Annotated in this window: 25 protein-coding genes; 20 read left to right on the top strand and 5 right to left on the bottom strand. The window is 40.8% G+C overall.

The genetic code is table 11. The features are described 5' to 3' along the window. The 6 genes from EO119_RS08105 to eno all read left to right on the top strand — a co-directional run. Window positions 1-297 (top strand): DUF6037 family protein (locus tag EO119_RS08105; protein WP_240632809.1); only part of this gene is annotated, 297 nt, incomplete at its 5' end. A gap of 443 nt (window positions 298-740) precedes the next feature. Then, a complete protein-coding gene (gene gap / locus EO119_RS03325) occupies window positions 741-1,748 on the top strand; it encodes a type I glyceraldehyde-3-phosphate dehydrogenase (RefSeq protein WP_062402066.1) in 1,008 nt (335 codons plus the stop codon). A gap of 62 nt (window positions 1,749-1,810) precedes the next feature. Beyond that, window positions 1,811-2,989: a phosphoglycerate kinase gene (gene pgk, locus EO119_RS03320; RefSeq protein ID WP_126940687.1), complete on the top strand. Its 1,179-nt coding sequence runs from the start codon at window positions 1,811-1,813 to the stop codon at window positions 2,987-2,989. Window positions 2,990-2,995: 6 nt separating this feature from the next. After that, window positions 2,996-3,748 (top strand): triose-phosphate isomerase, encoded by a 753-nt coding sequence (gene tpiA / locus EO119_RS03315; RefSeq protein ID WP_231723409.1) that lies wholly within the window; start codon window positions 2,996-2,998, stop codon window positions 3,746-3,748. Window positions 3,749-3,767: 19 nt separating this feature from the next. Further along, window positions 3,768-5,294 (top strand): 2,3-bisphosphoglycerate-independent phosphoglycerate mutase, encoded by a 1,527-nt coding sequence (gpmI, locus tag EO119_RS03310; protein ID WP_126940686.1) that lies wholly within the window; start codon window positions 3,768-3,770, stop codon window positions 5,292-5,294. A gap of 12 nt (window positions 5,295-5,306) precedes the next feature. Next, a complete protein-coding gene (gene eno, locus EO119_RS03305; protein ID WP_062402054.1) occupies window positions 5,307-6,593 on the top strand; it encodes a phosphopyruvate hydratase in 1,287 nt (428 codons plus the stop codon). A 50-nt stretch (window positions 6,594-6,643) separates the two neighbouring features. Here the strand turns inward: eno and EO119_RS08265 are convergent, their stop codons facing one another. Both EO119_RS08265 and EO119_RS03295 read right to left on the bottom strand, forming a co-directional pair. Continuing rightward, complete coding sequence (locus EO119_RS08265; RefSeq protein ID WP_126940685.1) at window positions 6,644-6,994, bottom strand: type II toxin-antitoxin system RelE/ParE family toxin; 351 nt, start codon at window positions 6,992-6,994, stop codon at window positions 6,644-6,646. A 2-nt stretch (window positions 6,995-6,996) separates the two neighbouring features. Beyond that, window positions 6,997-7,287, bottom strand: coding sequence for a type II toxin-antitoxin system RelB/DinJ family antitoxin (locus EO119_RS03295; protein ID WP_126940684.1), 291 nt, complete (start codon window positions 7,285-7,287; stop codon window positions 6,997-6,999). A 467-nt stretch (window positions 7,288-7,754) separates the two neighbouring features. On the opposite strand from EO119_RS03295, the gene putP reads away from it, so the two are divergent. The 13 genes from putP (at window position 7,755) to EO119_RS03230 (ending at window position 21,104) form a co-directional block, all read left to right on the top strand. Beyond that, a complete protein-coding gene (gene putP / locus EO119_RS03290; protein ID WP_240632812.1) occupies window positions 7,755-9,185 on the top strand; it encodes a sodium/proline symporter PutP in 1,431 nt (476 codons plus the stop codon). A gap of 191 nt (window positions 9,186-9,376) precedes the next feature. Further along, window positions 9,377-11,200 carry a DNA helicase RecQ gene (recQ, locus tag EO119_RS03285; RefSeq protein ID WP_126940682.1) on the top strand — a complete coding sequence of 608 codons (1,824 nt, stop codon included), beginning with the start codon at window positions 9,377-9,379 and terminating at the stop codon, window positions 11,198-11,200. A 143-nt stretch (window positions 11,201-11,343) separates the two neighbouring features. Continuing rightward, window positions 11,344-12,135, top strand: coding sequence for a thymidylate synthase (locus EO119_RS03280; protein WP_126940681.1), 792 nt, complete (start codon window positions 11,344-11,346; stop codon window positions 12,133-12,135). Between the two features lie 10 nt (window positions 12,136-12,145). After that, the gene (locus tag EO119_RS03275) at window positions 12,146-12,631 is read left to right on the top strand and encodes a dihydrofolate reductase (protein WP_126940680.1); all 486 of its coding nucleotides are present in this window, start codon (window positions 12,146-12,148) and stop codon (window positions 12,629-12,631) included. 1 nt (window position 12,632) lies between these two features. Next, window positions 12,633-15,035: a Tex family protein gene (locus tag EO119_RS03270; RefSeq protein WP_126940679.1), complete on the top strand. Its 2,403-nt coding sequence runs from the start codon at window positions 12,633-12,635 to the stop codon at window positions 15,033-15,035. Beyond that, the gene (gene lspA, locus EO119_RS03265; protein ID WP_009353699.1) at window positions 15,032-15,472 is read left to right on the top strand and encodes a signal peptidase II; all 441 of its coding nucleotides are present in this window, start codon (window positions 15,032-15,034) and stop codon (window positions 15,470-15,472) included. The genes EO119_RS03270 and lspA overlap by 4 nt, the downstream gene beginning before the upstream one ends. A gap of 8 nt (window positions 15,473-15,480) precedes the next feature. Further along, a complete protein-coding gene (locus tag EO119_RS03260; RefSeq protein WP_126940678.1) occupies window positions 15,481-16,398 on the top strand; it encodes an RluA family pseudouridine synthase in 918 nt (305 codons plus the stop codon). Window positions 16,399-16,409: 11 nt separating this feature from the next. Next, on the top strand, window positions 16,410-16,925 hold the full coding sequence (pyrR, locus tag EO119_RS03255; protein WP_009353692.1) for a bifunctional pyr operon transcriptional regulator/uracil phosphoribosyltransferase PyrR: 516 nt from the start codon (window positions 16,410-16,412) through the stop codon (window positions 16,923-16,925). A gap of 18 nt (window positions 16,926-16,943) precedes the next feature. Beyond that, entirely contained in the window at window positions 16,944-17,669 is a 726-nt protein-coding gene (locus tag EO119_RS03250; RefSeq protein WP_126940677.1) for a DUF554 domain-containing protein, read from the top strand. Between the two features lie 95 nt (window positions 17,670-17,764). Further along, window positions 17,765-18,109, top strand: a complete 345-nt coding sequence (locus tag EO119_RS03245) for a nitrous oxide-stimulated promoter family protein (RefSeq protein ID WP_009353674.1) — start codon at window positions 17,765-17,767, stop codon at window positions 18,107-18,109. Between the two features lie 216 nt (window positions 18,110-18,325). Continuing rightward, entirely contained in the window at window positions 18,326-19,324 is a 999-nt protein-coding gene (locus EO119_RS03240; protein ID WP_126940676.1) for an iron ABC transporter permease, read from the top strand. Between the two features lie 15 nt (window positions 19,325-19,339). Then, window positions 19,340-20,083 (top strand): ABC transporter ATP-binding protein, encoded by a 744-nt coding sequence (locus tag EO119_RS03235; RefSeq protein WP_126940675.1) that lies wholly within the window; start codon window positions 19,340-19,342, stop codon window positions 20,081-20,083. 22 nt (window positions 20,084-20,105) lie between these two features. Further along, the gene (locus tag EO119_RS03230) at window positions 20,106-21,104 is read left to right on the top strand and encodes an ABC transporter substrate-binding protein (protein ID WP_126940674.1); all 999 of its coding nucleotides are present in this window, start codon (window positions 20,106-20,108) and stop codon (window positions 21,102-21,104) included. Between the two features lie 64 nt (window positions 21,105-21,168). Here EO119_RS03230 and EO119_RS03225 read toward each other — a convergent pair whose 3' ends face one another. Genes EO119_RS03225 through EO119_RS03215 form a run of 3 tightly spaced genes read right to left on the bottom strand, consistent with a single transcriptional unit; the run spans window position 21,169 to window position 24,006 of the window. Then, window positions 21,169-21,744, bottom strand: a complete 576-nt coding sequence (locus EO119_RS03225) for a DUF4125 family protein (protein WP_009353659.1) — start codon at window positions 21,742-21,744, stop codon at window positions 21,169-21,171. Between the two features lie 10 nt (window positions 21,745-21,754). Continuing rightward, window positions 21,755-23,461, bottom strand: a complete 1,707-nt coding sequence (locus tag EO119_RS03220; protein ID WP_126940673.1) for a DUF4037 domain-containing protein — start codon at window positions 23,459-23,461, stop codon at window positions 21,755-21,757. A gap of 8 nt (window positions 23,462-23,469) precedes the next feature. Next, the gene (locus EO119_RS03215) at window positions 23,470-24,006 is read right to left on the bottom strand and encodes a hypothetical protein (protein WP_126940672.1); all 537 of its coding nucleotides are present in this window, start codon (window positions 24,004-24,006) and stop codon (window positions 23,470-23,472) included. Between the two features lie 346 nt (window positions 24,007-24,352). Here EO119_RS03215 and EO119_RS03210 point away from each other — a divergent pair, with 346 nt between their 5' ends. Next, window positions 24,353-26,908, top strand: coding sequence for a glycyl radical protein (locus tag EO119_RS03210; RefSeq protein ID WP_009353679.1), 2,556 nt, complete (start codon window positions 24,353-24,355; stop codon window positions 26,906-26,908). Window positions 26,909-26,925 lie beyond the last annotated feature (17 nt).

The raw sequence follows: 26,925 nt of genomic DNA, 5'->3' as shown, positions 1-26,925 counted from the left end.
GTCCCTATCAATGTACGAGAAGTAATATCTAAGTTAGAAATAGATGCTATGATAAAAGCATTAAGCTTAAATGATGCAGAGGATCCAGAAAAAATATACTGTAAAAATGTTAAAAGAAATGCAGTTGGAAAGAAAAGAAGTAATTATAATTCAGATAAAATAAGGCTTCTTCGAGCGTCGCTGTATGAGAAATTTAAAGATGATGAATCGATAAGTTTTTGCTTTTCTAGAAATCCAGAAGATCATAAAAGTGATGAGGAAATATTGAAAAGATTCGCAAAAAGTAATGGTATATAAGATGGTAAAAAATGTTTGTGGAAAAATAGAAAAAGAAGATCAACCTTTGTTACAATAAATATATCGTTGTATAACAACAAAAAAGCGCTCCAATAAGGAACGCTTTTCTTTTTATCCCAAAGGATAATATGAAGTCAGTTTTGGGATTCATAGCCCAATTTGTATTTTAATTGTACATTTACTGTTGAGGAATGTCAATCTTATCTGAGTCAGTAACAAGGTGATTTATTGATTTATGCTGAATATTAACTGAATCACTGGATTGTGTAATATAAATACTACAAGATAATAAATTATATAATTTTACCGGAGCGATACTCTGTATTGCTTCGGTTTTTTGTCGTCTACTTACAGGTACAAAAAACTTGCACCAACCCCTCTATTCTTGTAAAATAGAGGTATAATAACTTATATAATACAAGAATTATTAGGAGGAATTGATTATGGCAGTGAAGATTGGTATTAATGGCTTTGGTCGTATTGGTAAATGCGTCATGCGCGCGGCTCTTAACAACCCAGATGTGGAAGTAGTAGCCATTAATGATACTGGTGATATTGAAGGTTCCGCTTTACTGTTTAAACATGACTCAATTCATGGCAACTTAAGCTGTGACGTGTCTGTAGAAGGCGAATATTTAGTAGTAGACGGCAAAAAAACACGTGTATTCTGTGACCGTGATCCAGCAAAATTAGACTGGTCCTCCGAAGGGGTTGAAGTGGTTATCGAATGTACAGGGGTGTTCCGTTCTCGTGAAAAAGCAGCGGCTCATTTAGGGGGAACTGTTAAAAAAGTAATCATTTCCGCACCAGGTAAAGATGAAGATAAAACAATCGTTATGGGTGTCAATGAAAGTGAATATGATCCAGCTACACATCATGTAGTATCTAATGCAAGTTGTACTACAAACTGTTTAGCTCCGTTTGCAAAAGTATTGCATCAAGAATTTGGTATCAAACGTGGTATGATGACAACAGTGCACTCTTATACAAATGACCAACGTGTATTGGATGCACCACATAAAGACTTACGTCGTGCTCGTGCAGCAGCGATGTCTATTATTCCTACTACAACAGGTGCAGCAAAAGCAGTGGCATTAGTATTACCTGAATTAAAAGGTAAATTAAATGGCTTTGCTCTTCGTGTGCCTACTCCAAATGTGTCTGTAACAGACTTAGTAGTAGAACTTGAAAAAGAAGCAACTAAAGAAAGCATCAATGCGGCATTCCGCAAAGCAGCTGAAGGTGAGTTAAAAGGTATTCTTGGAGTATCTGATTTGCCATTAGTATCCAAAGACTTCAATGGTGATGCTCGTAGTTCTATCGTAGATGCAGACTTAACAATGGTGATGGAAGGCAATATGGCAAAAGTAGTAGCTTGGTATGACAATGAGTGGGGCTATTCCTCTCGTATTGTTGACTTAGCTGTGTACATGAGCAAACGAGGCTTATAATCTGCGAGGGACTACGAGAGTAGTCCCTTTTTGGCATGTTTATTATATACATAGGAGACAGTATGAAACTTTCACTAGCAAATATGAATGTAGCAAATAAAACTGTATTTGTACGAGTTGATTTTAATGTACCTTTGAAAGATGGCGTTATCACTGACGATACACGGATTCGTGCGACCTTACCTACCTTGCGTCATTTGATTGACCAAGGTGCGAAGGTAGTGATTGCCTCTCATTTAGGTCGCCCTAAAGGAGAGCGTAAACCAGAGTTTACCTTAGCTCCTTGTGCCAAACGATTGAGTGAATTATTAGAACAACCAGTTCGTTTTGTAGAAGATTGCATTGGTGACATCCCTGCACAAGCCGTAAGTGAAATGAAGTCCGGTGATGTGGTGGTATTAGAAAATCTTCGTTTCTACAAAGAAGAAGAAAAAAATGATCCTACTTTTGCCAAAGCCTTAGCGGATTTAGCAGAAGTAGGCGTGAATGATGCCTTCGGCGTATCTCATCGTGCCCATGCCTCTGTGGAAGGGATTACGAAATACTTGCCAATGGGCGCCGGTTTCCTATTAGAAAAGGAAATTCGCTATGTCGGAGGTGCGGTAGAGCATCCAGAACACCCATTTGCAGCCATCATCGGTGGCGCCAAAGTAAGCGACAAAATTGAAGTCATTTCTAACTTATTACCTAAAGTAGAAGTGTTGATCATTGGCGGTGGTATGGCAAATACTTTTGTAGCAGCCCAAGGTCATAATGTGGGAACTTCCTTAGTGGAAGCTGACAAATTTGAACTAGCTCGTGAATTAATCGCTCGTGCGAAAGAAACCAACACTAACCTATTATTACCAGTAGATTTCGTTGTAGCCGATGCTTTCAGTGAAACGGCGAATCATAAAGTAGTAGATGCAACAGCTACCGAAGAGGGCTGGATGGCCTTAGACATTGGTCCAAAGAGCCGTGAGCTATTCGCAGAGGCTTTGGCACCGATGAAAATGATCGTTTGGAATGGTCCTATGGGCGTATTTGAAATGGAAGTATTCGCAGGTGGTACCAATGCGGTAGCGAAAGCGGTGGCAGAGGCGAATGCAACTACAATTGTAGGCGGCGGCGATTCTGTAGCGGCTATTGAAAAAAGTGGATTAAGTCACAAAATTTCTCATATTTCCACTGGTGGCGGCGCCTCCTTAGAGTACTTAGAAGGCAAAGTATTACCAGGTATTGCAGCCTTACAAGAGGCATAGGAGGTTATCATGCGACAACCGATCATTGCTGGGAACTGGAAAATGCATATGACGAATACGGAAGCCACAGTATTCGTAGAACAATTGAAAACATTAGTGGCGGATGCTAGCTGTGAAGTGGTGGTATGCCCTCCGTTTACAGCCATTAGCACTGTAGCTGATTTAGCGGAAGACACCAAGGTTCGTGTAGGGGCGCAAAACGTGTTCCATGAAGAATCTGGTGCCTATACAGGGGAAGTATCTCCTTCGATGTTGACGGACTTAGGCGTGTCCTACGTAATTGTGGGGCACTCTGAACGACGCTCTATCTTTAAAGAAGCAGATCGTTGTGTGAATAAGCGCGTACGCATTGTTTTACAACATGGCATGAGCCCTATCCTTTGCGTAGGTGAAAGTTTAAACCAACGTGAAAGTGGGGAAACGGTGGCGTTCATTCATTCCCAATTAGAAATGGGATTGCATGGAGTGCCTGCAGAAGAAATGACAGAAGTGGTGATTGCTTACGAACCGATTTGGGCCATTGGCACAGGTCGTACAGCCACAGCGGAACAAGCTGGGGAAGTATGCCAAAGTATTCGTGAGAAAATCGCCGCTATGTACACACCTGACATTGCAGAACAAGTGCGCATTCTATACGGTGGCAGTGTAAAACCGGAGAATGCGAAAGATATTTTAGCCCAAGCCCACGTGGATGGTGCTTTGGTGGGCGGTGCTTCCTTGGAAGCAGAGACTTTTACGGGAATTATTAATGCCTGTTAACATAGTTTTGAGGTAGCGTATGGCAAAATTAAAAGGACCAGTGATGCTAACAATCCTTGATGGATTCGGTATTGGGGATGGTCAAGACCCAACCAATGCGGTGGTACAAGCGAACCCCCGAACATTTTTAGAATTATGGGATAAGTGCCCTCACACTCTATTGGATGCATCTGGTATGGCCGTAGGCTTGCCAGATGGACAGATGGGAAACTCTGAAGTGGGCCATTTGAATATTGGTGCCGGACGTATTGTGTACCAAGAATTGACGCGCATCACGAAAGAGGCAGAGGAAGGAACCTTATTTACTCGGCCTACCTTGGTGAAAGCCTATGAAGAAGGGGCTAAACAAGCCTTGCATCTAGTAGGTTTGTTATCGGATGGCGGTGTCCACTCGCATATTGATCACTTGAAGGCATTACTTCGTGGCGCTAAAGAGGCTGGTGTAGGAAAAGTCTATATCCACGCCTTCTTAGATGGTCGTGATGTACCACCACAAAGTGCGTTGGCCTATATTGACGAGATTGCTCACTACTGCAACGAGTTGGGTCTAGGGTCGATTGCGACAATAGGTGGTCGTTATTATGGTATGGACCGTGATCAACGATGGGAACGAGTGCAACTGGCGTATAATGCCATGGTATGTGGTAGTGGCACAGAAGTAGGTTGTGCTCATGAAGTGGTAGAACACAGTTATGCTGATGAAACGACAGATGAATTTGTCATTCCATCTGTGGTGGAAGGGTATACAGGTATGCAGGATGGAGATGCGATCTTATTCTTTAACTTCCGTCCTGATCGGGCTCGTCAATTAGTGCGTGCTGTGGTAGATCCTGATTTCACTGGATTTGAACGAAAACATGTATTGCAAGGTTCCTATGTGGCGAGTATGACTCGTTACGAAGCGGACTTACCAGTGCCTGTGGTGTATGATAAAGAACTGCTAACAGATACCTTAGGAGAAGTGTTATCCAAGGGTGGTTATCGTCAACTGCGCATTGCAGAAACAGAGAAATATGCTCATGTGACGTATTTCTTCAATGGTGGCAAAGAAGATGTATTCTCCGGAGAAGATAGAATCTTAGTGCCATCTCCTAAGGTGGCTACCTATGATTTGCAACCAGAGATGAGTGCTCCAGAGGTAACAGAAAAGGTAGTTGCCGCCATTCGCAGTGGCGAGTATGATATGATTATTTTGAACTATGCGAACCCAGATATGGTAGGCCATACGGGTGATTTTGAAGCAGCAAAACGAGCTATTTTAGCCGTAGATGCGGGGCTTTCAGAGATTGTGAAAGCCATTCAAGATAGGAATGGTCAGTTATTAATTACAGCGGACCATGGAAATTCTGAGGTCATGGTGGACCATACCACAGAAATTCCGCACACGGCGCATACGACGAATCCGGTACCACTCATTTTAGTGGGAGCCCCAGAGGGTGTCACCTTGCGACCAGGTCGGCTATGTGATTTAGCACCAACTATGCTGGCTTTAGGCGGTATTGAGCAGCCTGAAGCTATGAGTGGTGAAAGTTTGTTAGTACAATAAGGAGAAGTAACAATGGCAGTAATTACTGATGTATACGCAAGAGAGATTATGGATTCCCGTGGCAATCCAACAGTAGAAGTAGAAGTATATTTAGAAGATGGTACGATTGGTCGTGCAGCGGTTCCATCTGGAGCGTCTACTGGTCAATTTGAAGCGGTGGAATTGCGCGATAGCGAGTCTTCTCGTTACTTAGGCAAAGGTGTATTACAAGCGGTAGCAAACGTAAATGACATCATTGGACCTGCTATTTTAGGGTTTGATGCATCTGAGCAAGTGGCTATTGATGGGGTGATGATTGAGCTAGATGGCACTCCTAACAAAGCAAAATTAGGTGCTAATGCGATCTTAGGTGTATCCATGGCAGTAGCTCGTGCAGCGGCTGAATCTTATGATTTACCATTGTTCCAATACCTTGGTGGCACGAATGCAAAAGAATTGCCAGTACCAATGATGAATATTTTAAATGGTGGGGCTCATGCAGATAATAACGTGGATATCCAAGAGTTCATGATTATGCCAATTGGTGCATCTAGCTTTATGGAAGCATTGCGTTATTGTGCAGAAGTATACCATACATTGAAAGGTGTATTGAAAGCAAAAGGCTTGGCCACAGGTGTAGGTGATGAAGGGGGCTTTGCTCCGAACTTAGGTTCCAATGAAGAAGCATTACAAGTGATTACAGAAGCTATCGAAAAAGCAGGTCTTGTAGTGGGTAAAGATATTGTATTTGCTATTGATGCAGCATCTTCTGAGTTCTACAAAGATGGCAAGTATCACTTAGCTGGTGAAGGCAAAGTAAAAACAGCTGCTGAAATGGTAGAATACTACGCAGAACTTTGCGAAAAATATCCAATTTACTCTATCGAAGATGGCTTGGCAGAAGAAGATTGGGAAGGCTGGAAACTATTGACAGATCGTCTTGGCAAAACTGTTCAATTAGTAGGTGACGATTTATTCGTAACGAATACAGAACGCTTGTCTCGTGGTATCAAAGAAGATACAGCAAATGCAATCTTGATCAAAGTGAACCAAATCGGTACGTTGACAGAAACATTTGATGCTATTGAAATGGCAAAACGTGCAGGCTATACAGCTGTTATCTCTCATCGTTCTGGTGAAACAGAAGATTCCACAATTGCTGATATCGCTGTAGCAGTAAACGCTGGACAAATCAAAACTGGTGCTCCAGCTCGTTCCGAACGCGTAGCAAAATACAACCAATTACTTCGTATTGAAGACATGTTGGCAGAAACGGCTCAATACCGTGGTAGCGATGTGTTTTATAACATCAAGCGATAAGAATATGTGAAAATGAAAAAGGACCCTGCGGGGTCCTTTTTGTATAAAACCTATATGTACTTTCCGTATACTGCGGGAAGTTCCTGCAAGAATAAACTATAATTAGGAGCCTGACGTTGGTTTAATACGGCAAGAATAGTAATCGTATGATGTATTTCGTTGATACTATAATAAATATCATATTTCTCGAAAGAATAAATATGATATACATTTTTAGTGGACTTAGATACATTTAGAATACGATATCGATGCGGTAGATATGATAAACTCTCTATAGCTTTATGTATTTTATGCGAAGTGTACTTAGCTGTTTCTACGGAGAAAGATTCAGCTATATAGCAATAGATATTTAATAAATTGTATTCCGCAAATGATGAAAGTCGTATATCATAGGTTTCCATAATTATTCTCCCAATAAAGTAGCGAAAAATTCTTTAGCAGAACGTCCATTACCGTTATTTGATTCTTCGACTCCACGAGATAAAATATTTTCTAACTCTGAAGGGGTAAAATCAGATGTACTAAGGGGTGGTGTATTTAACTTTAGATCAAAAGGTAGTCCTTTATGTAGGATAATTTGTCGATAAAATAAATCAATAGCGACAGCGCGACTTATCCCAAGGTCTTCTAAAATAGATTCAGCATGTTGTTTTATATTTTCATTAATTCTGACATTAACACTAGCAGATTTCATGTTGGGCTCCTTTCTGTGTACTATATTAATTAAATTATAAACCGTTGTATTGCAATATGCAACATAAAATAATACATGAAATATAAATTGACTAGGTAACAGTTTGTGATATAATATAGTTAAGAAAAGGAGAGCCATCAACGTGCGTTCGGCGTTAGGCTCATCTAGGAGTTAATAAAGCTTGATGATACCTAACGTGTTGAGGAGTGGTAGTCCTCATGCGTTAGGTATTTTCATTGTCTACTTACATAGATCAATGATAGCACTCACCTTGTTTTATACAAGGTGTTTATTTTTTTGTATAAAATCCATGAAAGACGATATATATAATCTATGATATAATAGAAAAGATTAATGCTGAATGCATTCTATAGAATTTTAAGTAAAGGTGAAAGGATTAGGAAAGGAGGAGTAGGGTGTACAACAATTTTGAAGTGATTGGGGCATTTGCATTGTATTTAGGCCTCATGATGTACATCGGGGTATATTATTACCGCAAGTCTAATAGCTTAGACGACTATATTTTAGGAGGTCGCCAGCTAGGCCCCTGGATCACGTCCATGAGTGCGGAAGCATCAGACATGAGTGGATGGATGTTGATGGGTTTACCTGGATTTGCCTACTCAACAGGGATATCGGCGTTATGGATTGCCATTGGTTTAGCTTTGGGAACGTGGCTGAACTGGGTATTCGTATCGAAACGATTGCGTAATTATACAGAGGTAGCGAATAATAGTTTGACTATACCGGATTATTTGAAAAACCGTTTTCATGATACATCAAGAATTGTGCCGGTGGTGTCTGCTATCTTCATCGTTATTTTCTTTTTAATTTACACGTCCTCCGGATTTGTGGCAGGTGGTAAATTATTTAATACTATCTTTGGACTAGATTACATGACATCCCTCTTTATTACAGCAGGGGTAGTTATTTTCTACACGTTTCTAGGTGGTTTCCTAGCCGTAAGTTGGACAGACTGTATTCAAGGTATGATGATGTTCTTCGCCATCTTATTGGTACCTGTGACGGCAGCTATGTATTTAGGTGGCCCTGTAGAAACATCTCAATTAATTGCTACGGAGTTCCCAGCAGGCTTGTCCATTTGGGGTCCGGAACAAGATACGTTCACCTTGGTGGTAGGTATCATTTCTAGCCTAGGATGGGGGCTTGGTTACTTTGGTCAACCTCACATCTTAGTGCGTTTCATGGCGATTTCCGATGCGAAAGAATTAAAAAAAGCTACGAATATTGCCATGATTTGGGTGGTTATTTCCTTGTTGGCGGCAGTGGCAGTAGGTCTTGTTGGTAAAGTATATTTAACAACACCTCTAGTAGATGCTGATGCAGAAACAGTATTCCTTGTGATGAGCGAGCATTTATTTAACCCATTTGTGGCAGGTTTGATTTGGTCCGCTGTATTGGCAGCCATCATGAGTACAGCCTCTGCACAATTGTTAGTAACTGCATCTTCTGTGTCGCAAGATTTGTACCGCAATGTGTTTGCCCGTGATGCAGGAGACCGTGAACTAGTTATGGTTAGCCGTGCTACGGTATTGATCGTATCTGCTATTGCCATCGTGATGGCAGTCAATCCACAAAGCTATATCTTGACGATGGTGGCCTATGCATGGGCAGGATTTGGCGCTGCCTTTGGTCCAGCTATCTTGATCTCGTTGACTTGGAAACGTATGACTCTGAAAGGTTGTATCGCTGGTATCTTGGTAGGTGGTATTACCGTTCTTGTGTGGAAACAATTCGGTTGGTTCGGCTTGTATGAAATCGTACCAGGTTTCGTCTTATCTGCCATTGCTATCTTTGTAGTAAGCTTGTTGGATCATGAGCCAAGTAAAGAAATCCAAGCGGAGTTCGATGCATCAGAACAAATGCATATTTTATAATTACATACACATAGTAAACGAAATGTTGGGGCTACTCCTTTGGGGTAGTGCCAACATTTTTTTGTAGAAGATGTGTAGATTATGGAAAGGATAGTGTAGTTCTAGTGCAAACGGTTTATACTGGCCTATAAAAATGGTATAATATATAGATACGATTCGATAAATGTACAGTTAGAAAGGAGGAAAGACATATGGATGCTAGAGCCCTACGAGCATTGCAACATTTTTATGGATATTCCAGTTTTCGCCCCGCTCAAGAGGTACCTGTTGCAGCTTTGTTAGAGAACCAAGATGTGCTAGGGATTATGCCTACTGGGGCAGGTAAATCGATTTGCTTTCAAATTCCTGCTATGCTAAAGGCGGGCATTACCATTGTATTTTCTCCGTTGATTTCCTTGATGCAAGATCAAGTGGATACCTTGAAAGAGCAAGGTATGCCAGCGGCGTATATGAATAGCACCCTCAGTCGAGAAGAGCAGAATAAAATTTTGTACTATTTACGGGAAGGGCGCATTAAACTATTATACTTGGCACCAGAAAAATTAGAGTCCGAAGGGTTTTGTGAGTTTTTAAGAGGACTGCCAATTAGCCAAGTGATTATTGATGAAGCCCATTGTGTGTCACAATGGGGGCATGATTTTAGGCCTTCTTTCACGGCTATAGGACCCTTTATTAAGAGCTTGCCCCATAGACCTGTGGTAGGGGCTTTCACAGCCAGTGCTACGGAAGAAGTAGAACGTGATATGAAACAACTCTTAGGATTGGAGAATGCCCGTGTGCATATTACGGGATTTGATCGTCCTAATTTAGCGTTTTCTGTGATCCACGAAAGTAAGCGTATGGAATATGTACGGGATTATGTGCTACACAACCCAAATGATGTGGGGATTATTTATTGCGCTACTAGGGCGAATGTGGAAAAAGTATATCGTGAGCTTTTACGGTACGGCGTGAAAGTAGGTTATTACCATGGTGGTTTATCTGATGAAGAGCGTAAGTACCAACAGAATCGTTACGCCTTTGATGAAGTACAAGTTATGGTAGCTACCAATGCATTTGGAATGGGCATCGATAAAAGTAATGTGCGCTATGTAATCCATTACCAAATGCCACGAAATATGGAAAGTTATTACCAAGAGGCAGGCCGTGCTGGACGAGATGGAGCACCGGCAGATTGTATTTTGCTCTACAATGGGCAAGATGTGGCAGTACATCAATATATTCTAAGTCAAAGTGACTTGCCACCAGAACGACAACGGATTGAGCGGAATATGCTACAAGCCATGATCGATTATTGTCATACACCTATGTGCCTACGTAAATTCATGTTGTCTTATTTTGGTGAACAAGTGCCTTGGGATCAATGTCATCATTGCAGTACTTGTGATGAACCACGAGTGGCGGTGGATGTAACAGCCGATGCGAGCGCCGTATTGCAGACGATTTGGAATACAGAAGAACGATATGGTGTGACTATGATTGCGGATATCCTATGTGGGAATCGGACGGAGCGTATTGAGAAGTTTCGCTTACACCGATTATCCGTATTTGGTAAATTAAATCGTTGGGCAGATAAAGATGTAAAAGGCTTTATTAAGCGCTTAATGGCGATGGGGTATGTGACGTCTTCGGGAGGACAATATCCTATTTTATCCGTTACGGAACAAGGTCATGAAGTATTAGCGGGACGGGTCACTGTGAAAGATGTGCCTATTGAGGTAGGGGAACATCGTCCTATGCAGGGCCGTTCTAAATCAAATGCTTCAGGGCTAGCAAAAGCCACTAAGAATAACTCCTTATTTGAGGCTCTGCGTGTGCATCGTTTGGAACTTTCAAAAACAGAAGGGGTAAAACCGTTCATGATTTTTTCAGACGCTACTTTATTGGACATGGTAGCAAAAGAACCATTGACCTTAGGAGATATGGCGAATGTGAAAGGCGTAGGAGATATGAAGCTGCGCAAATATGGCAATGAATTTTTGAAGGTCATAGCCGGGTTTAAGGGTAACATATAGCGATAGAGGGACAACTTGATATCTAAATGTAGATATACAAATACATTTAGACACAGATATTGATACAAATACAGATATACATACAGATATACATACTATATGCTGATACAGTTTAGCATAGTTTCGTATACAAGGAGGCATAGATGAGTTTAGCAGATACGCAATATTTACAGATTATAGAGAATATATTAGATCATGGGTATTATGCCAACAATCGTACAGGCATTGCGACCTATAAATTACCGCATCAAGTGATGCAATTCAATTTAGCAGAAGAATTTCCTATTTTAACCACGAAATTTGTGGCTTTCAAAACGGCCATTAAAGAATTGCTTTGGATTTGGCAATTGCAATCTAATGATGTACGTCAGTTGCAGGCCATGAATGTAAAAGTTTGGGATGAATGGATGCGTGAAGATGGTACGATTGGTAAGGCTTATGGATACCAAATTGCCAAATATAAACAGTTAGATAATTTATTGGATATGCTACAAAAGGACCCTCAAAGCCGTCGTATGATTGTGACCTTGTGGAATATTGAGGACTTGCCAGATATGGCGTTGCAACCATGTGCCTATGAAACATTATGGGATGTCACCGATGGTCGTTTAAATTGTATGCTTATCCAGCGCAGTGGGGATATGGGATTAGGAGTGCCTTTTAATACAGCACAGTATGCAGCGTTGGTTCATATGATTGCCCAAGTATCTGGATTGCAGGCAGGACAATTCACGCATGTCATCAATAATGCTCATATTTATGAGAACCATGTAGAAGCTTTACGTACTCAATTAGAACGTAAACATGAAGCCTTAGAGGCTCCGGTGTTACGATTAAACCCAGAGATCAAAAATTTCTATGATTTTACGCCAGAAGATATAACTCTAGAAGGCTATGAGCATTTAGGGAAACTATCTATGACAGTAGCTGTATAAGGAGTTATCTATGTTAGCAATGATTGTAGCAGTGGCTGAGAATGGCGTTATAGGCAAGGATAATCAACTGATTTGGCACATTCCAGAAGATTTAGCATATTTTAAACAGCGCACTACTGGGCATGTCATCATCATGGGACGGAAGACATTGGAGTCTTTGCCGTTTTTGTTACCTAATCGTGAACATTGGGTCATTACATCACAATTGGATTACATACCACCCTATGAAGGAGTGAAAGTATTCCATAGTCCAGAGGAAGCAGCACAAGCGGCACAAGACATAGAGTTAGCGTATTGCATTGGCGGTGCGCAGGTGTATGCAAGCATGGCACCTTATGCAGATCGTTTGTATGTGACGGAGTTACACCGAGCTTTCACAGGGGATGTGACATTTACTGAGCATACCAAGCCAGAATGGATGGAGATAGAGCGTATACCCGGCGCAGGGCAAGATGAGTTGTCTTATGATTTTGTAACCTATGAAAGGTGGAAATAGAATGGAAATACATGTAGTGATAGCCCAAGAGTTAGGGGTAAAGCCACATCAAGTAGAAGCAGCCATTACTTTATTAGATGAGGGTAATACAGTACCATTTATTGCACGGTATCGAAAAGAAGTGACTGGTGAGTTAAAAGATGAGCAATTGCGTGACATCGAAGAGCGGATGAAATATTTGCGCAACTTGTTACAAAGAAAAGAAGAAGTCACTAAGTCTATTGAAGAACAAGGCAAATTGACGGACGAACTATCCGCAGCGATTACGAAAGCGATGAAATTGCAAGAATTAGAAGACTTGTATTTGCCATTCCGTCCGAAAAAACGTACTCGTGCGTCCATGGCCAGAGACCGTGGTTTGGAACCGTTGGCACAGGCATTGTTCACAACGGCTACAGAAGAAGAGTTACGCCAAATGGGAGCAGAGTACCTTAATGAAGAAGTGCCTACTGTGGAAGATGCCTTACAAGGGGCGATGGATATTGTAGCAGAAGAAGCGAGTGAACGAGCAGATATTCGCCAATATTTGCGTAAAGCTATGTGGGAAACTGGTCATATGAAAACGGAGCTAGTAGGCGAAGAAGAAGTAAACCAAGGATTCTTACAGTACAATGAAGAATACAAAGAACCCATTCGCCAAGTCCCATCCCATCGTGTATTAGCGATGAACCGTGGGGAAAGCTTGGGCGCTTTAAAAGTTAGCTTTGTGGTACCGGATGAAACATTTATCCAATATATGGTAGACACTGTGCAAGGTACTGCAAGGGTAGAGCATTCGTATATTGCTGAGGCTATTGCTGATGGATATAAACGACTATTGTATCCATCGTTAGAGCGTGAAACACGAAATGCAATGACAGAGCAAGCAGAAGAGCAGGCCATCAAAGTATTTGGTACGAACTTGCGCAATTTGTTGCTCCAAGCACCTTTATCTGGACATGTTATTATGGGCTTAGACCCAGGATATCGTACAGGTTGTAAAATGGCCATCATTGACAGGGAAGGTAATGTCCTAGATTATGGGGCTTACTATCTTACGATGAGTGATAAACAAGCAGAGCGTGCCAAACAAGAATTGGCTAAGAAAATCCGTCAATATGGTGTTACTTTGATTTCTATCGGCAATGGTACTGCTTCTTATGAAACAGAGCAATTTACATCTGCTATGATTGCTGAAGAAGGCTTAGATTGTCATTATATTATTACTAATGAAGCAGGTGCCTCTGTATACTCCGCTTCTAAGTTAGCTATTGAAGAATTGCCAGATTTAGATGTATCTATCCGTGGTGCCGTATCTATTGCGCGCCGTGTACAAGACCCATTGGCGGAATCTGTGAAGATTGATCCAAAATCAATCGGTGTTGGTCAATACCAACATGATGTGAATCAAAAACAATTGGGCGCCACCTTAGATCAAGTAGTAGAAACGGTGGTAAACCATGTAGGGGTAGAGCTCAATACAGCGTCTCCAGCGATATTGAAGCATGTGTCTGGTATTTCTAGCACCGTGGCGAATAATATTATTGCTTACCGCAAGGAACATGGTGCTTTTACTAGTCGTAAGCAATTGTTGAAAGTAGCACGTTTAGGTCCTGCCGCCTTTACACAATGTGCCGGTTTCTTGCGCATCGGTAAAGGGGAGAACCCTTTAGATGCGACGCCAGTTCATCCAGAGTCTTATGAGATTGCCCAAGGAGTGCTAACACAGTTGGGGATGTCCTTAGACGATTTACGTAATAAAGCGACACTGGAAACGGCCAAAGCGAAACTGCAAACGGTGAATGTGGAAGAGTTGGCGAAACAGCTAGATGCAGGTGTACCGACGGTGCGAGATATTGTAGAAGCCTTGCAAAAACCAGGTCGTGACCCACGGGAAGATTTACCAGCACCGATGACTCGGAAACAAATTATGAGTTTGGAAGATATTCAAGTCGGTACCGTGGTAAAAGGAACAGTTCATAATGTGGTGGACTTTGGTGCCTTTGTAGACTTTGGTGTGAAAATCAATGGACTGCTGCATAAAAGCGAGTTTTGTGCCTATCATGAACATCCATCTGATGTATTAGCAGTAGGAGATATTATCGAAGTAGAGATTATTTCTGTCGATGCAAAACGGAACCGCATTGGTTTATCCATGAAACGAGAAAAACCAAAAGATCCAAACCGTCAAGGTCATAGACGCAATGGCGATGGAAATCCCCGTCGAGATACACCACGTAAGGATGGTCAACAACCAAAAGGCGAAAGACAACAGGGTCGAAACTCTAACAATGTTAAGGATATAAGAAGTGGCTCAGGTAATCCTATTCGAGATAGAAACAATCGTGGAAAAGGGCAAGAAAAAGAGCAGGACTTAGGCGCTTTATTACAACAATGGGCTGACCGTGGAGGACGTAAACGATGATCTATATCATAAGTATCTTGACCTTCCTATTGGATCAAGTAGCAAAATGGTATGTACGTAGCCACTTTCGGTTAGGTGAATCTGTGCCAGTTGTACCTGATGTTTTTCATTGGACCTATATTGTGAACCATGGAGCAGCCTTTGGTATGTTGATGCACCAACGATGGATATTGTTGTTGGTAGTGGTGCTTTTGTTAGGCGCTATGTACGTAGGTCGTAAGAAATTAGCTATGGCACCGTTATATGCACGAATTGGGACAGGCACGCTCTTGGGTGGTGCCTTGGGCAATGCCTGGGATCGTTTGTACTTAGGTGGTGTAGTGGATTTCTTTGATTTTCGAGTATGGCCTATCTTTAATATTGCGGATATTGGTATTTGCATTGGTGTACCTTTGTTGATTCTATATTTTTGGTCCTATGAAAGCCAAAAACAGTGAGGTAAATAATGGAAACAAAACAATATATAGTAGAGGCTCAAGATGAGGGTACACGATTAGATGTGTACCTCACGAGAGAGCTTGGTCAGTCACGTAGCTATGTGCAATCCTTAGTGAAAGAGGGAAATGTACAAGTGAATGGCAAAACAGGAAAATCAAATTTGAAACTTTCAAAGGATAGTGAAATCAGCGTTACTATTCCTGAAGTGCACGAAGTAGAAGTAGAACCAGAGAACATTCCACTGGATATTCTATTTGAAGATTCGCATATGATTGTCATTAATAAAGCTCGTGGTATGGTGGTACATCCAGCGGTAGGCAATCATTCAGGGACACTGGTGAATGCTTTGCTATACCATTGTAAAGATTTATCTGGCATCAATGGAGAAATTCGCCCTGGCATTGTGCATCGATTAGACAAGGATACATCTGGTGTGATGATGGCAGCCAAACATGATGAATCCCATTTGGGCTTAGCAGAGCAAGTGAAAGAACATAGTGCTACAAGAACCTATTATGCATTAGTACAAGGCAATATTGCAGAAGAAAAAGGGACTATCAAGGCTCCTATTGGTCGCCACCCTAAAGATCGTATGAAAATGGCGGTGGTCTTTGAAAATAGTAAAGACGCAGTGACCCATTTCCGTGTACTAGAACGATATGGCAAGCACACATTAATAGAATGCGAACTAGAAACGGGAAGAACTCACCAAATTCGTGTACATTTAGCGTATATTGGACATCCTGTGGTGAATGATCCGTTCTATGGATTCCGTAAAATGGATTTTCCTATTGTAGGGCAGGCCTTGCATTCTAAAACATTATCTGTGAAACATCCTATCACAGGGGAAGCCTTACACTTTGAAGCGCCATTGCCGGAAGATTTTTTGGCATGTATTGAGTATGCGAAAGAGCATAATCGATAAGGAGTGATACTATGGAAGAACGTATCTTAATTGATGAAGCTGGTATGATGCGAGCCATTCGTCGTATCGGGCACGAAATTTTAGAGCGTAATAAAGGATTATCCAATGCTTTAATTATTGGCATTGAGCGCCGTGGTGTATATATAGCAAAACGATTACAAGCTCAAATTGAAGCCATTGAAGGGATTCAAGTAGATGTGGCAACAATGGATGTCTCCTTGTATCGAGATGATCGGAGCAATCAACCGAAGGAAGGGCCTCCGTTTACGATGGATACGACGGGTAAAATTGTGATTCTTGTAGATGATGTATTATTTACAGGTCGTACGATTCGATCTGCATTGAATGCCCTTATGGATGCAGGTAGACCGAGTGCCATCCAATTAGCTGTATTAGTGGATCGAGGCCATCGGGAACTACCTATACGAGCTGACTATGTAGGGAAAAATATTCCTACGTCCCACTTGGAAACGGTGCAAGTTCGTGTGCACGAAGTGGATGGGGATGATAGTGTAGTGATTTTTTAGAAAGATGAGGAACAACCAATGCATGGTATGGGAACCATCCTTAATGTGGTGTTGATTATTTGTGGTAGCTTATTAGGACTCTTTATTCGACATCGCATGAAAGAAAATTTAAAAGAAACGCTCATGATGGTGTGTGGGATCATTATCCTTCTATTAGGTATGAGTGGCACTATGCAATATATGCTAGTTATTGTTAGCGACAGTTTGCATACAACAGGACCTATGATGATGATTATCTCTATGGTACTAGGGGCGATTATAGGGGAATTGATTGATTTTGATCGTCGTATTACAGCCATTGGAGAATGGTTGAAGTTGAAAACAGGTAACAGTCGGGACCCACAGTTTACCAATGCTTTTATTACGGCATCCATGACATTTACCGTAGGAGCTATGGGGGTCATCGGTTCTATTCAAGATGGTTTGACTGGCGATTATAGTACGATGGTTGTTAAAAGTATTCTAGACGGCATTATCGTGATGGTCATGGCATCTTCCATGGGAAAAGGGGCTTTATTCTCCTTTTTACCAGTAGGGATTACTCAAGGGATTATAACGGGCTTAGCTCATTTAGCGGCACCGATTATGACTCCAGAGGCGATTGATAATTTATCCTATGTGGGCTCCATCTTAATTTTCTGTGTAGGCATTAATGTATTGTGGCCCAACAAGATTCGAGTGGCTAACTTGCTACCAGCAATATTTATAGCAATGCTCATGACATTCTTGCCGATTACACTATAAATTTTAGGGGGGGACTATAGATATCCCTTACAGTATAGAGGAAATGTGAGTACAACATTCATAACTACTGAGCATTAAATAGTGAGGAGTTAGTGATGAAAGAACGTGAGAAACAGCAGGCTATCGAAGATAAGCGATTAAAAGAATTAAAAACGGTGCGCAAGATGATAGAAATCTACTGCAAAGGACAGCACCGACGTAAGTCCGGTGAGCTCTGTGAAAGCTGTGCAGAATTGATGCATTATGCAGAAGCAAGGGTAGAGCGATGCCCGCATATGGAAGAAAAAACATTTTGCGCCATGTGCAAAACACATTGTTACGCACCGACCTATCGGGAACGAATTAAAGAAGTCATGCGCTACAGTGGTCCTCGTATGTTATGGATACATCCAATCATGACGATACGACACATATTGTTAGGGAAAGGTCTGTTGAAATAATATGTGACTGAAATTATATGTTACAGTAATATGTCATGGGAATTGTGACGTGTTAAAAATCAAGTAAACACCTTTACACTATATCGAAAATTATAGTATACTATATATAGACAAAAGAGCGCCCATAAAAGGTTGCTCTTTTTTTACTGTAGGAGGCACGAATTTCGTGAGGGAAACTCCTAAGCGTATATTGGGTATAGTTAAAGGGCGTATAACATGAAATTAAAAATCGTAGGATTATTGATCTTACTGGTGATTTCACTCGTAGTAGCCCCTCAATTTGGGGCTTCTTTCATACCGGTGTGGGATATGTACCAGGCATTTACCAGTCCAGTGCCAACAGATGAGATGAAAATGTTGAGCACCATTGTGCAAGATATTCGCTTGCCGCGGTTGTTGTATTCGGTACTGACAGGGATTGGATTATCTTTAGTAGGGGTTCTGATGCAAACAGTAACACGCAATGCACTAGCCGATCCTTATGTTTTAGGTGTCTCGTCAGGTGCTAGTACAGGAGCGGTCTTTGCCATCATTATGGGAGGATTACCATTCTTGGCATCTTATAATGTGCCATTCTTTGCGGCTTTGGGAGCAGGTATTTCCATCTTGTTGGTGTTACTCTGTGTGGGACGTAGCCAAAGTCCAGTAAAATTAATTTTAATTGGTATGGGTATGACAGGTATTTTCTCATCCATTACGATGATGATTATTTATGGAGCGAAGCACGAAGCACAAGTACGAAGTGCTATGTTCTGGTTGCTCGGTAGTTTTGCAGGCATTCAGTGGAGAGACTTACCATTAACAGCCATTATCATTGGTTTGTTGATGTTCTATATGTACATGTATAAACAGGATTTTGACGTCCTCTTATTAGGGCAACAAGAAGCGAAGCAAATGGGCTTATCGGTGAAATCCTTGCAATTATCTATGGTCATCGTATCCTCTGTGGCTATCGCTACCTTAGTAGCAAAAGTAGGTGTAGTAGGCTTTATGGGCCTTATTATTCCGCACTTGGCACGCATGGTTGGGGGCCCTAAACATGGACGATTACTGATTTTTGCGCCACTCATTGGTAGTATTGTGATGATCTGGGCGGATGTACTTTCACGAGCTATGTATAGTCCCGAAGAGATTCCTATCGGTGTATTGACGTCCTTACTAGGGGCACCACTATTTATTTGGATTATTATGACGAGATACCGTCATCAAGGTTAGACAATAGGAGGGACTATGTACGAGGTAAATTCTTTGTCCTTTTCCTATGGAAAACGACAAATTTTAGATGATGTGAAGCTCAGCTTTCCTAAACATAAAATGACGGCTATCATTGGACCTAATGGTTGTGGTAAACCGACACTTCTTGGACATTTGAGCCAATTGCATCCCACTGATGCGATTACATTGGATGGTGTGCCTTTACAAACCATTGATGGCCCTACCTTTTCACGGAAGGTGGCAGTGCTAGCACAAATGCATGATGCTATGATCGATGATTTTTTAGTGAAAGATATTGTACTTATGGGACGATATCCTTATAAAAGTCATTTTGGAAATTATACAGCGGAAGATGTTGCCATTACCCAGTCCTATATGGATCAAGTGGGGGTATCCCACTTGGCAGAAGAGGAAATGGGACATTTGTCGGGTGGTGAACGGCAACGTGTGTTCATTGCAAAAGCATTGACACAACAAACAGAGGTATTATTGTTAGATGAACCAACAAATCATCTAGACATGAAATACAAGGTAGCGCTCATGAAAGAATTGCAAAACTTTTCGGGTACAAGTATTGTTGTTCTCCATGACCTAAATCTAGCGGCGCGCTATTGCGATCACATCGTGTTGATGAAAGATGGCAAAGTGCTAAAAACGGGGGCCCCACAAGAGGTGTTAACCCCAGAGTTGCTGGAGCCTATTTTTGAAGTGCCTTTCCATGTGTCTATGGAAGAGGGCGTATATCATTTGTATTACTAATTAAGGTAAGAAAGGGAAGATTATGTTAAGTAATTGGAAACAATCTAAAGGCTTTGTATTAACAGCTTTAGTATGTGGTGCTTTGGCAGTAGCAGGCTGTGGTTCTGAAAAAGAACAAGCAAAAACTGGCACAGAAGTGACTTGGAATCAAACATTTGAAGGCAAACAAACAGAATTTGCTGTGAAAGAATCTCCTAAACATGCCGTATCCATGTCTCAGTTTACAACAGAAATGATGTTACAATTAGGCTTGGAAGATAAAATGGCGGGTACAGCTTTCCAAGAAGAAGAAATCTATCCACCATTACAAGAAGCCTATGGCAAAGTAAAAGTATTAGCTGAAAAATGGCCTTCTTATGAAGTGTTTATGTCTGTAAAACCTGATTTCGCTACAGGTTGGGAAGATTCTTTCAGTAAAGAAGGTATCCCTGCAGATAAAATGATTGCTCAAAAAGTAAACATTTGGATTCCAGAGTCTGCTTTATCTACACAAGCTGACTTAGAAACTAATTTCAAAGATATGATTAAATTAGGTGAAATCTTCGGCGTGAAAGCAAAAGCAGAAGAATGGGTAAAAGGTCAACGTGCTTTGCTAGAAAAAGTACAAGCTAAATTGAAAGACCTTCCACATAAACGTGTATTCGTATATGACTCCCAAGATGGACAACCTTTCACAGTATTCGAAGGTTACACAACTAACGTATTGCGTTTAATCGGTGCTGATAACGTAATGAGTGGTTTAGGGGTAGATAAAACTTGGGCGAAAGGTTCTTGGGAAACTGTAGTTCAACAAAATCCTGATTACATCATAATTCCTGACTATGGTAATTCCATCCGCAACGATGATGATTTCCAAGAAAAAGTAGCTAAAATTAAAGCTGCCCCTCAATTACAAACAATTAAAGCGGTACAAGAAAATCATTTCATCCGCGTAAAATTGTCTGAAATTACACCAGGCGTTCGTACAGTAGAAGCGTTAAAACGTCTAGCTGAAGAAATCCATGGTATCCATATTGACTAATTAGATAGTCTTATACATAGTAAAAGCCGTCACAATAGTGACGGCTTTTTTGTGTTTATTGTACTTATCGCTTTGCTCCAGCTTGTAGGGCTTTCAGATATTCTTGTACAGGGTTTATATTATTTTTACTACACTGTAAAAAATGAGCTAATATACATTCTAAAGTGTTTTCTGAATAGGACTGTAATTCTCCAGTCATATAGGTTTCCACAGATGTATGAGTCAGGGAATTATCTTTTGCTTGGATGGGACGATGGTGTGTGTCATAGCCAGGTATTTCTAATTGGATATCTAATTCCCACTTCATATACAAGGCCATAATGGCAGTCACTAAAGACAATTTTACGTTAGAAATAGATGGCAATTTATCCTTTATGGCTAAAAATTCATCAGGATGAGTGGCTTCCATCATATATCCGTATTTGAAAGTTACCAAGTTATGTCCTTTCATGCGTGCCACTTCTAAATCGTGCAAATAGGATTGTAAAACCGGTGTAGAGTACATAGACCAATAGGCATGGCGTGACACAATGAAGTTAGCCATTTGGTCTTGGCAAGGTGAGCGATGGTCTACATTTTGCGTACTAGTGAAGAGAGGCCATTCTTGTTGAATGATAGAAATAATTAAATCGTCTTTCATAATAAAACTCCTATTCTACCCAAGAATCTTCTTTACGGAGAAGTGGATCTTGAATGCGTTGAATGACTTCTTTAGCTTGATAGGTTAAGAAATCAATAGGACTTGTGCTTAAGCCGTTGCGTTGTAACTCTTGAATAATAGCACTACATAAGCGATCAATGTGAGATTTTGTATCTGTAATAGGTGCATCTAGTAATTCTACAATCCCATGTTTGACCGTGTTTCCTAAGATAGGAAGAGTACAACTATGGCGATAGAGCCATTTGTAGAATGGCGCATAGGATTTGTTGAATAGATGCACGAGTAGCATGTAATGATGGACAAATTGATGCAATGCTAAACTTGCAGCAATTGTGTCGTCTCGTTGTAACATACGAGGTAAGTTATACTGCCCAGATTGAGCCAATTGGTTTAATTCATAGGCAATTTTACGAAGGCGAATATCTTCTGGATAGTAGGCCAATAATCGCTGACGAATATGTGTAAAAGATCCAAAATTATCTAGGAAGACTTCACCATTTGTGGCGGTGCACAACAAGTCTTGTGGGACACGGCGAAACTCTTTTTCACACTGAGGCCCTTCAGGATAAAGTGTATAGCGCTGGTAAAATTCAGATATACATTCAACTTGTACTGTGCCATAGGCATAGTTCTTAAAGTAGGACTGAAGGCGTTCTTTATTAGTTTCATAGATATCAGCTGGTAAGAAGAGCTGACAGCGCTTGGTAAAGTCGTGGTCTTCAGAGATGGCATCATCAAAGCCTAAACATTCTGATCCTGTGCCGACCAAAGCTAAGCACATATAGGGAGCTAGGTCAGGTAGATTGAGCTCTATGTCTTGTGCTACTTGGTGAGCGAGTTCTCTGCCTAGCTCTAAGCCAGTTTGGCGATGACAGGGCACCTCTTGTTGCAGCGTTTTAATAAGGTCTTTTACATATTCAAGATTGTGCAATACAGATTGATAGGCTTGACTTTCCACACCATAATTATGTTTCACAATGGGAAGGGCTTCTCTATATAAATTTAGTGCCACATCGTAGTGATGTTGTTCCATTTCAAAGTCGGCTCGATTATTTAACACCGCTGCATACATAGGGTGTTCTGTACCTACCTCACGACGTAAAATGTAGGTAGCCTTATCTAGATAGACTTGAGGAGAAAGCTCTTGTTTTCCTTTAACGTGTTTGCTGATTTCATATAAATTATTGTAGCTAATAGCTAGTGGAACTTGGTATTCTGTAGGCTCCAATAGGCGGACTGCTTCTAATTGCAATTCATGAGCTGTTTCGTAGTTGTTCGTATCACGATAGAGAAGTGATAAATTGTTCAACAGACCAATATAAGCATAGGATGTATCACCTACGGATTGAAAGATTTCTTTTGCTTTCAACAGATGTGTTTCCGCTTCGTAATAGGATTTCTTTTCACGATATGTATTGCCTAGATTAATTAAAATAGTAGCATATGTTTGTGGTGTGTAAGTATCACTTTTTTCGTAGAGACGTAGGGATTCATCAATGGCGGTGATGGCATCATCATAGCGCCCTACATTACGTAGAGACCCACTATACTCATTTAATATTTCAATCAGTTTTTTGTCATTCTTTTGGGTCCGGCACAGGTGAATGGCTTTTTCTAAATAGTCTATCATACCTTGTTCATTGCCTTGTCGCCAAAGTGTGTGTGCTTGTTTTAGTAAAGACTGAATGGATTCCATAGAACCTCCTATAATAAGGTAAGTAATTCTGTTGACGGTTCTGAAATATTGGCAAAGCTCACAATGTCTTTAGGATAACGTTTTGATAATTCTATTTCAATGGTTTTTAAATCACTATAGGAACCAGCGATAGTGAGAATGCTTTTGCCACAGAGACCAATTCCAATTTGTAGACTTAATAAATGAACTTGGTGATGCCAAGCTAGATGATTAGCTAAATGAAATACAGCCACTGTTGTGGAACATTCATAGATACCTAGGTGTGAGACAGTAGGTATTTTTTGTTTTTGTTGAAATACTGAAAGTACATCGGGATGTACGCCAGTAATTGTTTTGTATTGAATCTGCTTCGTATCCCTTAGGATTTGTTCAATTTGCTGTACTACATCTGTATCTGCAATGAGTATGAAGAACGCTTTGCCAGGACATATGCGGTAATGTTTGACAAAAGAGATAGGGTAGTCTTTTAATAACTGATCTAAAAGAGCAAATCCAGATGCGATACGATTGGTTTCCCAAAGACATATAGCCGTATTTGATGCCATCGTAATTACCTCCTGCGTATAATTACTTTCAGTATAAAGAGAAATATAATGTAGAGCAATAGAGAAGAAAGAAGAGGTGTATTTACTACCGTAGTTAGGTTTGAATATTACCAAGGCATACTGAAAACACATATACTACATGCAGATTTTGAGATAGGAGATGATAATTAATCTAACTTTTCAATTACATAAAGGTTTGTATTTTACAAAATTTGGATTGTAAATTTTTATCAGTTCTACCCTGAAATGTGATACCATTTTCTTAAGAAGCATGCACAGTATTCTATTTACGCATGAATGGAACAGAGGCATGAATTATATTTATACGTTGTAAGGAGGTTAACACATGCTAGAACGAGGATTTAGTAAACCAACAGAACGAATTGAAAAGTTGAGAAAAGTAATTATTGATGCTGTACCACAGGTCGAATCAGAACGTGCAGTCTTAATTACAGAATCCTATAAGGAAACCGAAGGTCAGCCTACGATTATCCGCCGTGCTAAAGCTGTTGAAAAAATCTTTAACGAGTTGCCGATTACAATCCGTGACAATGAATTGGTAGTTGGTTCAATCACAATCAACCCACGATCCACAGAAATTTGCCCAGAGTTCTCCTATGATTGGGTAGAAAAAGAATTCCATACTATGCATAAACGTATGGCAGATCCATTTGAAATTTCTGAAAAAGTACAACATGAATTACATGAAGCTTTCAAATATTGGGAAGGCAAAACAACTCACTCCTTAGCAGATTCCTATATGGAACCAGATACAAAAGATTGTATCGCTAATGGTGTATTCACAGTAGGTAACTATTTCTTCGGTGGTGTAGGACACGTAAATGTAGACTACGGTAAAATCTTAGAAAAAGGTTTCCGCGGTGTATTAGAAGAAACAATTACAGCATTACATGCATTAGACGAAGATGATCCTAGCAGCATTAAGAAAAAACAATTCTACAACGCAGTTATTATTTCCTACAATGCAGCTATCCGATTCGCACATCGCTATGCTGAAAAAGCTCGTGAATTGGCAAGTCAAACATCTTGTCCAACTCGTAAAGCAGAATTACAACAAATCGCCGCTAACTGTGATCGCGTACCTGAATTCGGTGCTCGTAACTTCTGGGAAGCATGTCAATCTTTCTGGTTCTTACAAATCATGGTTCAAATTGAGTCCAATGGTCACTCCATCTCCCCAGGCCGTTTTGACCAATACATGTATCCATACTTAAAAGATGATCCAATTGATCGCGTAAAAGCACAAGAATTAGTAGATTGTATCTGGGTTAAATTGAACGACATCAATAAAACTCGTGATGAAGTCTCTGCACAAGCATTCGCTGGTTATGCAGTATTCCAAAACCTTTGCGTAGGCGGTCAAGACTCTGAAGGTAAAGATGCAACAAATGAAGTATCTTACATGTGTATGGAAGCAGTAGCACACGTTCGCTTACCAGCTCCATCCTTCTCTGTACGTGTACATCAAAATGCCCCAATGGAATTCTTATATCGTGCTTGCGAAGTATCCCGTTTAGGCTATGGTGTTCCAGCATTCTACAATGACGAAGTAATCATCTTGGCTCTTGTATCTCGTGGCGTAGCATTAAAAGACGCTCGTGACTACTGTATCATCGGTTGTGTTGAACCACAAGCGGGCCATCGTACTGAAGGTTGGCATGATGCAGCGTTCTTCAATATCGCAAAAGTTCTTGAAATTACTCTTAACAACGGACGTTGTAATGGCAAACAATTGGGACCTAAAACTGGGGAATTAGAAGAATTAGATACTATGGATAAATTGTTGGCAGCATACCAACAACAAATGGAATACTTCGTTCGTCACTTAGCAAAAGCTGACAACGCTGTTGACTACGCTCACATGGAACGCGCTCCATTGCCATTCATGTCTGCGATGGTTGATGATTGTATCAAACGTGGTAAATCTTGCCAAGAAGGCGGCGCGATCTACAACTTCACAGGACCTCAAGCATTCGGTGTTGCTGACGCAGGTGACTCCTTATATGCAATCCAAAAAAATATTTTCGAAGATAAACGCTTTACATTAGCTGAATTGCGTGAAGCATTAGAAGCTAACTTCGGTTATAGCGATAGCGCAGCTCCAATTTGCACTCCATCTATTCCAGAATCTACATTAGATGAAGCTCAAATCTATGAAGCAGTTAAGAAAATCTTATCCTCCACAGGATCTATCGACATTGCTACATTGGAATCTCATTTGAAACAAGGTACTGGCACAGGTACAAGCTGTGGATGCAAATCACAAGCTGATCCAAGCAAATATGCAACTATCCGTAATATCTTGAAAAACACTGATTCCTTCGGTAATGATATTGAAGAGGTAGACCAATTCGCATATCGTTGCGGTAAAATCTACTGTAATGAAGTGGATAAATACATGAACCCTCGTGGCGGTCAATTCCAAGCTGGTATCTACCCAGTATCCGCTAACGTATTGTTCGGTAAAGACGTAGCTGCATTACCAGATGGACGTTTAGCAACTGAACCATTGGCTGACGGTGTATCCCCTCGCCAAGGTAACGACGTAAACGGTCCTACAGCGGCTTCCAACTCCGTAGCAAAATTAGACCATGCGCAAGCATCTAATGGTACATTGTACAACCAAAAATTCACACCAGCTGCGGTAGGTGGTGAACAAGGTTTGAAAAACTTCGTATCTATCATTAAGAGCTTCTTCGATAAAAAAGGTAGCCATGTTCAATTCAACGTTGTAGATAAACAAACATTGTTAGATGCACAAGAACATCCAGAAGATAACCAAGACTTGATCGTTCGTGTAGCAGGTTATAGCGCTCACTTCGTAACATTGGCTAAAGAAGTACAAGACGATATCATTAATCGTACAGAACATGAAATGTAGGTACATAATATAAAGGA

Source organism: Veillonella sp. CNR 79/14 (genome assembly GCF_003992185.1).
Classification (GTDB): Bacteria; Bacillota; Negativicutes; order Veillonellales; family Veillonellaceae; genus F0422.
The sequence above is the reverse complement of the archived record's forward strand: the minus strand, read 5'-3'. Positions and strand labels throughout refer to the sequence as shown.

Bases quoted from the DNA above. Each gene is read 5' to 3' on its own strand.
- gap (WP_062402066.1), top strand. From the start codon at position 741: ATGGCAGTGAAGATTGGTATTAATGGCTTTGGTCGTATTGGTAAATGC.
- pgk (WP_126940687.1), top strand. From the start codon at position 1,811: ATGAAACTTTCACTAGCAAATATGAATGTAGCAAATAAAACTGTATTT.
- gpmI (WP_126940686.1), top strand. From the start codon at position 3,768: ATGGCAAAATTAAAAGGACCAGTGATGCTAACAATCCTTGATGGATTC.
- eno (WP_062402054.1), top strand. From the start codon at position 5,307: ATGGCAGTAATTACTGATGTATACGCAAGAGAGATTATGGATTCCCGT.
- EO119_RS08265 (WP_126940685.1), bottom strand. From the start codon at position 6,994: ATGGAAACCTATGATATACGACTTTCATCATTTGCGGAATACAATTTA.
- EO119_RS03295 (WP_126940684.1), bottom strand. From the start codon at position 7,287: ATGAAATCTGCTAGTGTTAATGTCAGAATTAATGAAAATATAAAACAA.
- putP (WP_240632812.1), top strand. From the start codon at position 7,755: ATGATGTACATCGGGGTATATTATTACCGCAAGTCTAATAGCTTAGAC.
- recQ (WP_126940682.1), top strand. From the start codon at position 9,377: ATGGATGCTAGAGCCCTACGAGCATTGCAACATTTTTATGGATATTCC.
- EO119_RS03280 (WP_126940681.1), top strand. From the start codon at position 11,344: ATGAGTTTAGCAGATACGCAATATTTACAGATTATAGAGAATATATTA.
- EO119_RS03275 (WP_126940680.1), top strand. From the start codon at position 12,146: ATGTTAGCAATGATTGTAGCAGTGGCTGAGAATGGCGTTATAGGCAAG.
- EO119_RS03270 (WP_126940679.1), top strand. From the start codon at position 12,633: ATGGAAATACATGTAGTGATAGCCCAAGAGTTAGGGGTAAAGCCACAT.
- lspA (WP_009353699.1), top strand. From the start codon at position 15,032: ATGATCTATATCATAAGTATCTTGACCTTCCTATTGGATCAAGTAGCA.
- EO119_RS03260 (WP_126940678.1), top strand. From the start codon at position 15,481: ATGGAAACAAAACAATATATAGTAGAGGCTCAAGATGAGGGTACACGA.
- pyrR (WP_009353692.1), top strand. From the start codon at position 16,410: ATGGAAGAACGTATCTTAATTGATGAAGCTGGTATGATGCGAGCCATT.
- EO119_RS03250 (WP_126940677.1), top strand. From the start codon at position 16,944: ATGCATGGTATGGGAACCATCCTTAATGTGGTGTTGATTATTTGTGGT.
- EO119_RS03245 (WP_009353674.1), top strand. From the start codon at position 17,765: ATGAAAGAACGTGAGAAACAGCAGGCTATCGAAGATAAGCGATTAAAA.
- EO119_RS03240 (WP_126940676.1), top strand. From the start codon at position 18,326: ATGAAATTAAAAATCGTAGGATTATTGATCTTACTGGTGATTTCACTC.
- EO119_RS03235 (WP_126940675.1), top strand. From the start codon at position 19,340: ATGTACGAGGTAAATTCTTTGTCCTTTTCCTATGGAAAACGACAAATT.
- EO119_RS03230 (WP_126940674.1), top strand. From the start codon at position 20,106: ATGTTAAGTAATTGGAAACAATCTAAAGGCTTTGTATTAACAGCTTTA.
- EO119_RS03225 (WP_009353659.1), bottom strand. From the start codon at position 21,744: ATGAAAGACGATTTAATTATTTCTATCATTCAACAAGAATGGCCTCTC.
- EO119_RS03220 (WP_126940673.1), bottom strand. From the start codon at position 23,461: ATGGAATCCATTCAGTCTTTACTAAAACAAGCACACACACTTTGGCGA.
- EO119_RS03215 (WP_126940672.1), bottom strand. From the start codon at position 24,006: ATGGCATCAAATACGGCTATATGTCTTTGGGAAACCAATCGTATCGCA.
- EO119_RS03210 (WP_009353679.1), top strand. From the start codon at position 24,353: ATGCTAGAACGAGGATTTAGTAAACCAACAGAACGAATTGAAAAGTTG.